The sequence below is a fragment of the Synechococcus sp. OH2 genome, assembly GCF_047462155.1.
Lineage (GTDB): Bacteria > Cyanobacteriota > Cyanobacteriia > Thermostichales > Thermostichaceae > Thermostichus.
The window spans coordinates 1-11,565 of record NZ_JANSIR010000026.1 but is presented as its reverse complement, the minus strand read 5'-3'; the positions used below and the strand labels follow the sequence as shown (position 1 = coordinate 11,565).

The following is an 11,565-nucleotide window of genomic DNA, read 5'->3' as shown; positions in this document are numbered from 1 at the left end:
CCCTTTCAGGAAGCCGTAGGCCACATCTGTGCCGAGATCATCTCCCCCTACCCCCCTGGGATCCCTATCTTGGTGCCCGGCGAAGAGGTAACCCAGGAAGCGGTGGACTATCTGTTGTTGGTGCACGAGGCAGGCGGCTTTATCAACGGCCCCGAAGATGTGCGGCTGCAAACCCTCAAGGTCGTCAAAACCTAGCTCCTCAAGAGCCAGGCTTGGTCGTCTGGGCGGGGGGGAGCACTGGCAGCGGGTTGGGAGAGCTGCGGCGGTGGCGAACGACCTTCACCCGATCCACCCGTGGGCCTTCCATGCGCACCACCTGGAACTCCATGTCTTGGTAGGTGAACTTTTCCCCCACGCGCGGGATCTTCTGCAGGTGGTAGATCAAAAAGCCCCCCAGCGTCTGGTAGTCCTCGTGGAGGGGCAAGTTGAGGTGGCAGCGCTCGTTGACCTCTTCAATATCCAACTGGGCCTGGATGAGGAGGGTATTTTCGTCCAGCTCCTGAATATCCGGCTCCTTCGCCTTGGGATCTGGGCCATCGGAGAGCTTGCCGACAATCTCCTCCACCAGGTCTTGGATGGTGATCAGGCCCGCCGTGCCGCCGAACTCGTCCACCACCACCACCATTGGCCAGTGGTGCTGCCGCATCTCCGGCAACAGTTCAGCAATCAGCTTGTTCTCCGGCTCAAAGTGGGCCTCGCGAATGAAAGGGGTGATGGGGCTGTGCAAATCCAGGGATCCCTTGGCCAGCTCGCCGACCAGCTCCTTGACATGAATCAGGCCGCGGATGTCATCCAAAGACTCGCCGTAGACCGGGTAACGGGAATGCCCCGATTCGGCCACCTCGGCCAGCACCTCTTGCACCGTAGCGGTTTCCGGCACCGCGTCGATGCTGGTGCGCGGGATCATCACCTCGCTGGCCACCGTCTCGCCGAACTCGAAGATATTGCTCAACAGCTCCCGCTCCTCCGCCTCGATGTTGCCCGACTCCACCGACGAGGCGATCAACAGTTGCAGCTCCTCCACCGTCATGGTGCTGTAAAAAGAAGTGGCCTCCGGGATGGGGACGCCAAAAAGCTGCAACAAGCAGCGGGAGGAGAACCGGAGCAGCTCCACGCAAGGGTGCAAAAAGCGGCTCACCAAGCGGTTGAGCCAGGCCAGTTTTAGGGCAATCGGCTCCGAGTAGAGAATGGCCAGAGTCTTGGGGATCAGCTCCCCCACCACAATTTGGAAATAGGTGAGCAGCGAAAACACCACCACCACTGCCACCCCCTGAACAACGGCGGGATCCACGTTCCGCAACCAGGCCAACTGCCTCAAGGCCAAAAACAGTGTCGGCGCAACCTGGGTGGCCCCGATCCAGCCCAGCAGCACGCTGGCCAGGGTAATGCCCAACTGGGTGGTGGAGAGGGCATACTCCAACTGTTCCTGGGCCTTTTGCACAATTGCCGCCTGGCGGTTCCCTTCGCTGGCCAACTGCACCATGCGGGAGCGCCGCGCCGACACCAAGGAAAACTCCACCGCCACAAAAAAAGCGTTGATGGCCAGAAGAGCGATGACCCAAAAGAGACTAAGAGACGCATCTCCCCACGAAAGCTCAGTGTTGGGGAAAGTAGCCGCTGAGACTAAAGGGGGGTCGTCCATCAGGGGGAGCAGCAAGACGGATAGACAGCATTTTAGCCCAGACTGACTCGACCACCTGACCCTGGCCAGCAGTTAAACTGGCCTCAGCCAGCGGGTGTCTATCATGCGAACACCTTCCCCCTGCCCAAATAAACGGGATCCCCAGCTTTTGCAGTTCTCAAGATTGCTACTTTTTCATCAAGCATTCATCAGGCAGTGGCAACTACCGCTTTTTCCGGCAACGCTTACCCCAGTTTGTGCCCCCCTGAGGGCTAGTCATCGATATCGACAACATCGCCGGTAGTGGCGTCGATCTTGACCTCAACATCGTTGGTGAATTTTACTTCCCAAACTAAGCGGCCATCTTCGCGCTCCAACTCAACTTCTTTGATCACAGCATCGGGAACAGCAGATCGAGCCATCTGAATCGCTTCTTCAATGCGGACGGCTGGAGCAGGAGATTGAGCAAAAGCTACCTCTGTACTCTTGCCTACCGATAACATCGGGCTGCTGAGGAGCAAAACGCCCAGCACAAGCAAGGAAGCAACAGCAAGTTTTGGAAGCTTCATTTTCAACTGTTTGAGTAACCACATTCTTACCCTACCAACCTTGGGGTGAAAGAAGCCTTGCCAAAAGGAGCACTGTTGCTTTCGCAAAGGGAGTGGACTCCTTGCGTCATGGGGTGTAGTTCGTCGGCCCCTCGTAAGTTAGAAGCTGTTTGCCTCCACAGCCCTCTCAGAACTTGACTGGCTAAAAAACACTGCAGTGCGCATATCTTTCCGAGTGCTGCCAACGCTGGGGCTGCCGGTGCTGCCTCCATCGGTGATAATATTCCTACTCTTACATCTTTTCCCACCGCAGTAGGTGCCGACCATGCCGGATTTTCTGCCCTACGCCTACTTTCAGGGCCAGATCGTCCCCTTTGCCGAGGCGAAGATCTCCATTGCCACCCATGCTCTGCACTACGGGACGGCAGCCTTTGGCGGTCTACGCGGGATCCCCGACCCGCAAAATCCGGATCAGGTGCTGGTGTTTCGTCTCGATCGCCACTGCCGACGGCTGAGCCAGAGTGCTCGCCTGCTCTGCTTCGATCTGCCCGCCGAAAAGATCGAGCAGGTGATCGTGGAGCTGATCCGCAAAAATCGCCCCTCCACCTCTTTCTACATCCGCCCCCTGGTCTACACCTCCGACCTGGGCATCTCGCCGCGGTTGCACAACATCGAGAAAGACTTTTTCGTGTACGGGTTGGAGTTGGGAGACTACCTCTCACCAGAGGGAGTCACCTGCCGCATCAGCTCTTGGGCCCGCCAAGAGGATCGCAGCCTGCCGTTGCGAGGCAAGATCACCGGCGCCTACATCACCTCTTCTCTGGCCAAAACTGAGGCAGTGCAGTCCGGCTATGATGAGGCCATTTTGATGAACTCCCAAGGCAAGGTAAGCGAAGCCTCGGGCATGAACATCTTCATCGTGCGCAACGGCGTGCTGATTACCCCCAGCTTTGACCAAGACATCCTGGAAGGAATCACCCGCGACAGCGTTCTCACCCTGGCCCGCGACCTGGGGATCCCCACCCAAGAGCGTCCGGTCGATAAGTCGGAGCTGTTGATTGCCGAGGAAGCCTTCCTCACCGGCACTGCCGCCAAGATCACGCCCATTCGCCAGATCGAGCAATACGTCTTGCCCCCCTCCCGCCCCATCACCGAGCAGTTGCGGCAGAAGCTGACGGCCATCACCGAAAATCGGGATCCCGCCTATGCCCATTGGGTGAAGGTGATCCCGCTGAAAGAAAGCTAGACCCTCAGGTTGCCATCGTCAGGCCGGTCGATGGGAAAAGAATCAAAAGAATCAATCAATATAGTTAGAATTGAGCAATCCAGACTGCGGGAGAGGGATCCCTTGCACGAGATTTCTATTACCTGGGCCGACTACCACCGCAAAATCGAAGAGCTGGCCGTCAAAGTTTATGAAAGCGGCTGGGAGTTCAACCAAATTGTCTGCATCGCCAAAGGCGGGCTGCGCATCGGCGATACCCTGGCCCGTCTCTTCGACCTCCCCCTAGCCATTCTCGCCGCTTCTTCCTACTCCGGCCCTGGCAATCGCCAACGGGGGCAACTGACCTTTTCGCGGGATCTGGCCATGACCACTGCCAACCTAGGCAGCCATGTGTTGCTGGTGGACGACCTGGCCGACTCCGGCATGACCCTGAAGCGCTCCGTCCACTGGCTTAAGCACCACTACGGCTTTTACATCGAGGAAATCCGCACTGGCGTACTCTGGTACAAAGCGGCCTCTGTCTACCAGCCCGACTACTACGTGGACTACCTGCCCGATAACCCCTGGATCCACCAGCCCTTCGAGCCCTACGAGCAGATGACGCCCCAGCAGTTGATGGAGTCGCTGCGTTCTTCGGGTTAGTTAATTTTGCTCAAGGCTTGCTTCTTCAAGGAATTTGGTAAGTCTAGGCTGGTATCATATCTGCCACTTTTTCCAAGCTTGAGGGGTGGATTGCGATGATATTTAAGGCGGAAACTGGATATTGCTGGGGCTTAACTTTGGTGAGTTTATTCAGGAAACGGTTGTAGGTATAAAACCCATATCCTAGCGACTCCAGGATCTTCGCGGTAGCAGATCCCGTAACTTTAGAACCGCTGATATTCTCAAAAATAACAATAGGCTGGGTGGCAGCAACCAACTCTAGCGCACCGGATATGACCTGCTCTTCGGCGCCTTCTGCGTCGATCTTGATGAGATCAACTTGCGACTTTCCCTGCGAGCGCCAGATAGAATCCAAAGTAGTAAGACTTACTACTTTTTCATCTCTTGATCTTTGTTCTGACACTGGCCCTGAAGCACTGATGGAGTTAAATACGGTAGCCCTTTCTTCCTGAAATTGGACGGTACCCTCATGGTCTCCAGCAGCAGACTCAACAAGGGAAACAATATTGTCTAGGGAGTTAGCACTGATTGTCTTTTGCAGGTGTTGAATGCAGGAAGGTGTCGGCTCAACTGCAATCACACTGCCTGCCGGGCCGACTCGGCGTGCAGCAAGAAAAGTGTACACCCCAACATTAGCGCCCACATCAATAACATTCATGCCTGCTTTTAGGAAGTGACGGCAGAAATCCACTTCTTCCTCAAACCACTCCCCTTGGGTAAGTAGGACTCGGGTCACGATACTTGAGAATGAAGGTTCTAGTGAAAGCCTACAATTTTCGTAGTCGAGATAAAGATCCGGCTGGCCAGGCAAAGAAGATGTGCGCACTTGGTGTACAACTTCCCACATCGCAATTTGCTTGACTAGACCTGCTAGTTGATGGTTTGGATCGAGACTGAGCACGCGGTTGATTGGCACTAGTCCTTCTATCTTTCTCTGCGAGAGGAGCTCAACTCCCACCGCCAAGGCTGCCTGTGTGTCATCTGGGTTTATAGAATAAGTCAGGTTCCAAAACCTCATGGCTCCTGGGCTATATACAACCCCAATGTGGGCGGCCATCCACTTAGCTAAATAGTATAGGTAGGTATGTTTTGTAGAAGCAGCGGGATCCGAAAAACCTTCGCTTTGAACCCAAATGGGAACATCTGTCAACTGGGAAGGTTGCAGATCCTGGGCTTCTGTACACAAAAACTCCAGTAGAGCATAGGCATCCTCAAAAGCGCGAGAACGATCTCCCAATACCAATAGGGCATGGATTCGGTTTAGCCAACAGGGGACATGATAGGGATCCCTTGCCAAGCCCCTTCGCCAGAGAGACAGCGCTTCTTCCCAGGTGGATTGGCGCGTTGCAACGGAAGCATCGGCGCCTAGGGAACGAATGAGCTGGATCCCCGCTTGATTCCATTCGTCTGGGCTGGAGTACAAGTCGTTGGGGTGAAAGACATAGGTCTCATGAGGTTTGCCTTCCAGAATGTGGAAGAAGGCAGCTTCCATGCTGCGGGCATGCTCACGCGGATCCCAAATTATCGACCAGCGGCGAGAATCTTTGATTTGCTTTTTAATTCGGTTGAGTTGCTCCGGATTGTTGCCCAGTTGGATCCCACGTTGGATAAACTCTTCTACCGACCAGGTGATGCACTCTTCTAGACCGATATTTTTCAGCAGACTGTAGCTCATGCGGCCATAGTAATGGCGGCCTACCAGGGTAAGAACTGGCACACCCATATAAAGGGCTTCCATGGTGTGGGTTGCACCTGTGTAAGGGAAAGTGTCTAGAACTAAGTCAACTAAACCCAGTTGGCCACGATGCTCTTCCACACTCCCAGCTTTGGCCAGAAAGCGGACACGGTCTAAGACGCCTAGCTCTTTAGACTTCTCTTGGTAGCGTCTAACCACTGTGGCAATTTCCCCTGAGCCTTTGACAATGAGAATTCCGTTGGGAATGGCTTTTAGAATTTGCAAATGAGCATTGATACAGTCGTCAGTTCGCTTGTAGGCATTGGCCGCAGTAAGGAGAACAACATCTCTTGGGCCTATTCTTAACTTACTTTTGAAGTCCACCTCATCGGCCGGGATAACGTCCAGATGGTCAACTGCACAATAGCTTGGTAGGCGGATAATTTCTTCGTGGTAATCAGCCTGCGCATCTTCGGGAAGAATATAAGGATCAGCAAAGAAGTAATCAAACTCAGGCAAGCCGACAGCATCTCCCCCTAGCCAGCCAATTTGGATAGGGGCAGCCCGCAGAGCTGCTACGATATTGGCGTCGTGGCTGGTGATAGAGTCCATGAAAACCATGATATCGATATGATCCTCGCGAGCTTGGGCGGCCACTTGAGGAGCACTAACTCCTTCAGAGAAGAAGCGAAAATGAAGGCTCTCCTGGGATCGAAACTTCCGATACATGTTGTCGCGGCTGGCCATTTCCTCGGTTTTCCAGCCCTGGTAGTAGTAGTAACAAATATCCAATACATCACGGGATAAGTTTCTCAAAATGGCTTCGCTGAGGAAGCCTACTGAGTGTCGCTGAAAACAGCTGCCCAGGAAACCAACTCGAAGTTTACGGCTTTCTCCACTGACTGTTTGGTAATCTTGCTGATTTCTTTTCCAATACTCTGACCACAGGAAATCGCGCTGGGAGGCCATGAGGCTGAGGCAATCGTTAAAAATCCTGCCAGCAAGCTGCTGGTAACGACGAATTAGAGATCGATCATCTGTTAGATAGCTCCAACAAAAGCAGACTCGAAAGAGAATAGCTTTGGCGACGGTTAAGCTCTCAAGCATATTTTCTTCATTTACTTTTAGAGACTCTAGGTCAATAGAACTTGAGGTGAGTAAATCCATAATTTTCTGAATGACAAAGCTCACCCTGTCTGGCCGAGCAGCGTGGATCAGCTTTTCCAAAGATTCTGAGAGAAGAGATAGGCACAGCGAGAAGTTTTCCTCTGCCTGGGGGCTTGCGGCTGCCGCAAGAAGCGCTTCTCCCAAGATGGAATAAGCGTCGCTAGTAGAGTCTCCAAAGAGGGCACGAGCTGCCCTCTGAAAGAAGTCGCCGATCAAGTCTTCTATTGTCCACAAACCTTGATAGCGCTTGGCTTGCTCCGGAGCTGCCGCCTGGGCTAGCTGAGCTAGGAGAGCGGCAAAGCCGGATTTCTGACTCTCTAGGAGATGAGCTTGTAGAGCTGTGGCCACTTCGAAAAACAGATCCAGGTAGCCGTCATCCCATAGCCGAATAAGGAGTTCGGTTAGGAGCGACTCCTGGGTAATGTCTATGGTCTCCTCATCTCCCAGACTGGCCAAATGCTCCACCAGGGCCTGCCCGTAGAAGCCGACGGCCAGCTCGTCTTGAGCTTGCAAGGCCCGCAACAGCAGAACTTGGGTGTTATCCCGCTGGTGTGGATCCAACTCAAAAGCCATCTCCCGCAGCTTCAGGCAGATCCGCAAACGCTGCTGGGGATCCCGGGTGGGCGTATTTTCCAGACGGCCTGCCAAAGACAGCAATAGCTCTATCACCTTCTCCGATGGCAGGATCCCGGCCTTGACCAGCGACGTGTAGACCTGGTAGGCAAGGTCTAGGCGGCCCGAAATCAAAACTTGCTCCAGCGCCGCAAGGGTAGTCGCTACCCGGTCAGCTGGGAAAGCTTCTCCAGACGGCGAAGGCACCCCAAGGTCAAAGAGTCCCCACAAGAACTCTCGCCATGCCTCTGGATCTTGCTGTGGGTAGAAAGCCGCCAGCCATTCTGCAAAGACAGCCGGCGATTGCTGCAGCAGTTGCTTGCCTTCCAGGATCCGAGCTTGTAGGGCGAGGTTCATGGGCCGAAAGGAGAGCGCTGGTCTTAATCTGCCATGACTACGGAACCTTTCTGGAGCCACCCCCCCAAAGATCCGCAATTTTGCTTGGGGACAGGCTGTTATGAATGGCCCTCAGGCTGGGTAGGTTAAGACTGGCAGGTAACCTGCCCAAGTAACTCTCTAGTAACTGAGGATCGAGGACCATGAGCGCGAAGTCTCGTCAGTCTCTGTTGCGGGCCAAGCTGGCTCAGCAACTTCTCTCCCAAGCCAAGGGCTTCACCCTGATCGAACTGCTGGTGGTGATCGTGATTGTGGGCGTGCTGTCCGCGGTGGCGATCCCTCAATTCCTGAACCAAGTGCGCCGCTCCCGCACGGCCGAGGCTCAAGCTGCTCTCACTGCAGTAGGGCGGGCTTCTGAAGTCTATCGGCTGGACACCAGTATTTACCCGGATGCCTACTCTAGGATCCAAGCTCCTGGGCCTAACCAGGGCAAATACCTGAACGACCCCTGGAGTGCACCTAACTACCAAACACCAGTGGCAAGTAATAGCGACCGGCAGGGCGTCCGTTGGGACACGACTGCGCTTTCAAGTGCAACAGCATATGTCACTTCCTCGGGTAGCCGCATTCAATGCACCATTGGCCTAGGAGATGAGGAGGCAGCTGTAGCTGCTCTCGACACTTTTGTAGGCAAGAGCTGCAACGTGTTTCAATAGTTTCTGCAGGTTCCACTGTTTGCTTGGCTCCCTTTGGGGAGCTTTTTTTAGTCCTCTGAGACAACCTGAGATTTTCAGGGGGCAAGCACAGTCGCTAGCAACTGGGAAGGATAGCAGATGCGGGTGAGGATACCCTCTTCTATCAAGCTCTGGTTAATCATAGAGTTGCTGTAGAGTACAAACTTTTGGTAAAGAGCCACCATTTGGTTGACATCTCCTGAACAGTATGCATCCCTTGAGGCCAAGTGGAAGGGAACTCGAATGGGATTAGACTTTGAGCGCCACCAGTAGTCGGGAAAGTTTCCCAGTTGAGCGTACTTCTTGTAGTAGTTCTGGAAGCCGCAATTCAAGTAGTGCAAAACAGCGGGAGATGAGGTGACTAGGGTATGCTCCTCTGGAATGTCAAAACTATGTACGCTGTTGGGCAAAAGATTAGGATAAATCCGAGCTGCTGATTTCCCATTTTGATAGGCTAAAAAGTATTGGCCCTTGCCAGAGATACTCTCAAACTTAATATAAAAGTTGGGATCTAAAACAGCAGGGTTTTGCTTGAACAGAGTAACTTCGCGAAAGTAATCTTCAATCTCAAACTTTTCGGGGGCTGCCTCGTAGTTTAAGAAGCGAACCTGAAGTATGTCGCTACCTAGCTGGTCAAACCAATCCAAGGTAAGTGCCTCGCCGAGGTAGAAGAGCTCATCTCCATCAATGTGAATGATCCAATCCATGCCTTGCTCAAGGGCAATCTGTATAGCAGTTTCCACATTTAAAATCTGGCGGGCCATGACCTCGTAGCTGACATGAGGGCCATATTTTGCATAGAGGATATTGCCTAGCGCTTGCTGGACTTGCAAAGCTTCGTCATTGGGAATAGCTGTTACGTCGGAGAATCTAAGCGCTATCTGAGCAGCAGGATCCTCCGGATCGTCAAAGAAGATATAGATGTGGGCGATCCCGATGGCGAGGTGGTAACAATACAGACTTTGGCCATATTGAATTCGAGCCTTTAGGCAAGTTGCTTGGTTCCTAACCAAGTGTTGATGGTGAAGCGGCTATCGGCAAGGGCTTGACTGGGACTAAACACAGGCAGGATTTCGTGCAGGCAACTGCTAGGGAAGAAGACGATGCTGTTGTTAGTTGGAATCACCTCATCATAGGTTCCATGGAGAATTGGCGGATGGGGCTTCTGCCTTTGAGTATCGTAAATACGCAGCTCACCCCCTCGGTAGGGCTTGGGCTCTTTGTGAAAGTAGTACACACAGCTTACCTGACGAAAGGCTGTCTGGGGATAGGAATTATCGGTATGGGGAGTAAAGTAGCAGCCATCATAGCTAGCAATCATCTCCATCTCGAAGATTTGGATATCGAAGTTCTCGATGCCTAGCTCCACAAAGATTTGAGGAGCAACCCTAGCAATCTTCTCCCTCAGCAGGGATCCATACTCCTGAAAGTAAGCCAAATCTAGCCTTAGGGAGCGCCGAAACTTGAGAGAGTCAGCCTCAGTGTTGCTTTGGCTATAGCTTCTCGCAGGGATAAACTTATCTTGGTGAGCAATGGCATGCTGCAAGATGGCCTGGTTGACTTCAGCTGGTAGGAAGTTATCTAGCTTAACGTACTTACAAGGATAGAACCGGGGCTGCTCCGGCGGATCTGGCTGAGAAAACGTGAGGGATACTGGGTTGGCATTCAGCAACAACCCTGGGCCGAGTTCCCGGATGTAAGCCAAATCTTGCTCAGTTAAAGCTCTGTGTTGGGGATCCCAGCTCAAGAGATGGATCCCTTGGCTGAGCTTGGGAAAAGCTTTTTGCAGATGAAAAGCGGGATCCACCCCCATCAAATCTAAGGTCGATTGGGCAAGGGATCCGTAGCGGCAGTGATCGACCAAGTACAGGGCCGGCTCAGCCAGGTAATCCCGCAGAAGCAGGGACTGGAGCAAATGGGTGCGATAGTCAACAAGCTCCGCCCAGAAGCAAACGCCAATTCGGGCATCGGGAAACCCTTCCCCCAAATCTGCCAGAAGAGCGGGGATGGATCCTTCTAGCAGCAGAACCCGTTCTTCTAACCCTAGCCGAAGGATCTGGGCTTGGAGATCTTCCGCGCTGGGCAATTTTTTAGAAGAATTCTGGAGCGGATCCCGTAGAATTACTGCTAGTTTTTCAGGATGGCGAAGCATTGCCTCTAGCCCAGCTCCTGAGTCTTCCCAGCCGATCTGACAAAAGATCTGCTGTTCAGGCATGCGACCTAGAGCCCAGTCCAATAGCTGAGCGAGACTCCCGACTTGCTCCAGGTCGGAAGCAAGCTCCTGAGTAAGGTCTTGGCACTGCATGGAAGGGATCCCTGGCGTTCCGTTCTCTCTAGCCTAATGTACCCGGATTCACCCCTAGTTCCCGCAGCTTTTGTGCCAGGTGCTCTGCCCGTCGCTGCTCCTACTTGACCTCGGCAGGTGGCCGCTTGGGTAGGTAGGCCAGCCAAATCCGGTCTATCAACGGCGGGGCTGCCCATGGCCTATCCCAATAGAGGGTCAAGGGATCCCTTCTTCTTTAGCCTGACTTCCAGGGCAAGCTAGGGTTGCCAGTTATCGATCCAGCTCTAGAAAGCTGCAGGGGCGGCCTAAACAAGGGCTTTGACGGATCCCTGAGGAGTAGAGCTGGCTTTATAACCGTTTCATAAACCTAGGACTGCTAAGCTCCTACGGACTGCCCGAGCGAAGAATCAAAAAATGAAGGGTACCAAGGCCGCAGCTCCGCGTATTCTTCTCAACTGGCCAGCTCCACCCGACTACATCCCGCCCCCTCTGCTTTCAGACCGGCAGGTAACCCTCTGTCCCAAGGCAAGAGCAAAGGGATTTGGGTTAGGCTTTGTCAACTTCACCGGCGGCCTAGTGGAGTGCCCAGAAGGAGATTATGACCTCTACGACTTTGTACAGCAATCTGAGCAGATTGCAGATAAGGAGTTTGACTTACAGCCTGTTAAGGAATCAAGGGGTACAGTAGCAACACTTAGCA

At 53.4% G+C, this 11,565-nt stretch carries 8 protein-coding genes and 2 pseudogenes; 5 read left to right on the top strand and 5 right to left on the bottom strand.

The features are described 5' to 3' along the window. Positions 1–195 (top strand): annotated as a pseudogene (locus NW835_RS02065) (arginine decarboxylase); the annotation flags it as partial. A 4-nt stretch (positions 196–199) separates the two neighbouring features. On the opposite strand, the gene NW835_RS02060 reads toward NW835_RS02065, so the two are convergent. Both NW835_RS02060 and NW835_RS02055 read right to left on the bottom strand, forming a co-directional pair. Next, positions 200–1,642, bottom strand: a complete 1,443-nt coding sequence (locus NW835_RS02060) for a hemolysin family protein (RefSeq protein ID WP_414414393.1) — start codon at positions 1,640–1,642, stop codon at positions 200–202. A 251-nt stretch (positions 1,643–1,893) separates the two neighbouring features. Further along, on the bottom strand, positions 1,894–2,214 hold the full coding sequence (locus tag NW835_RS02055) for a PepSY domain-containing protein (protein WP_414414392.1): 321 nt from the start codon (positions 2,212–2,214) through the stop codon (positions 1,894–1,896). Between the two features lie 280 nt (positions 2,215–2,494). On the opposite strand from NW835_RS02055, the gene NW835_RS02050 reads away from it, so the two are divergent. Beyond that, entirely contained in the window at positions 2,495–3,415 is a 921-nt protein-coding gene (locus NW835_RS02050) for a branched-chain amino acid transaminase (RefSeq protein WP_414335893.1), read from the top strand. Positions 3,416–3,517: 102 nt separating this feature from the next. Next, complete coding sequence (locus tag NW835_RS02045) at positions 3,518–4,036, top strand: phosphoribosyltransferase (protein WP_414352298.1); 519 nt, start codon at positions 3,518–3,520, stop codon at positions 4,034–4,036. 43 nt (positions 4,037–4,079) lie between these two features. Here NW835_RS02045 and NW835_RS02040 read toward each other — a convergent pair whose 3' ends face one another. Beyond that, positions 4,080–7,868: an FkbM family methyltransferase gene (locus NW835_RS02040; RefSeq protein ID WP_414365989.1), complete on the bottom strand. Its 3,789-nt coding sequence runs from the start codon at positions 7,866–7,868 to the stop codon at positions 4,080–4,082. Positions 7,869–8,050: 182 nt separating this feature from the next. Between NW835_RS02040 and NW835_RS02035 the strand changes: the two genes are divergently transcribed. Then, entirely contained in the window at positions 8,051–8,563 is a 513-nt protein-coding gene (locus NW835_RS02035) for a type IV pilin protein (RefSeq protein WP_414365988.1), read from the top strand. 74 nt (positions 8,564–8,637) lie between these two features. Here the strand turns inward: NW835_RS02035 and NW835_RS02030 are convergent, their stop codons facing one another. Both NW835_RS02030 and NW835_RS02025 read right to left on the bottom strand, forming a co-directional pair. Further along, positions 8,638–9,594, bottom strand: a complete 957-nt coding sequence (locus NW835_RS02030; protein ID WP_414365987.1) for a glycosyltransferase family 2 protein — start codon at positions 9,592–9,594, stop codon at positions 8,638–8,640. Next, positions 9,567–10,796, bottom strand: coding sequence for a 2OG-Fe(II) oxygenase (locus tag NW835_RS02025; RefSeq protein ID WP_414398858.1), 1,230 nt, complete (start codon positions 10,794–10,796; stop codon positions 9,567–9,569). Before NW835_RS02025 ends, NW835_RS02030 begins: the two co-directional genes overlap by 28 nt. A gap of 483 nt (positions 10,797–11,279) precedes the next feature. Between NW835_RS02025 and NW835_RS02020 the strand changes: the two are divergent. Beyond that, a pseudogene (locus tag NW835_RS02020) lies at positions 11,280–11,565 on the top strand (hypothetical protein); the annotation flags it as partial.

Excerpts from the sequence above, each read along its gene's own strand:
- NW835_RS02060 (WP_414414393.1), bottom strand. The coding sequence starts at position 1,642 with ATGGACGACCCCCCTTTAGTCTCAGCGGCTACTTTCCCCAACACTGAG.
- NW835_RS02025 (WP_414398858.1), bottom strand. The coding sequence starts at position 10,796 with ATGCCTGAACAGCAGATCTTTTGTCAGATCGGCTGGGAAGACTCAGGA.
- NW835_RS02055 (WP_414414392.1), bottom strand. The coding sequence starts at position 2,214 with ATGTGGTTACTCAAACAGTTGAAAATGAAGCTTCCAAAACTTGCTGTT.
- NW835_RS02035 (WP_414365988.1), top strand. The coding sequence starts at position 8,051 with ATGAGCGCGAAGTCTCGTCAGTCTCTGTTGCGGGCCAAGCTGGCTCAG.
- NW835_RS02040 (WP_414365989.1), bottom strand. The coding sequence starts at position 7,868 with ATGAACCTCGCCCTACAAGCTCGGATCCTGGAAGGCAAGCAACTGCTG.
- NW835_RS02050 (WP_414335893.1), top strand. The coding sequence starts at position 2,495 with ATGCCGGATTTTCTGCCCTACGCCTACTTTCAGGGCCAGATCGTCCCC.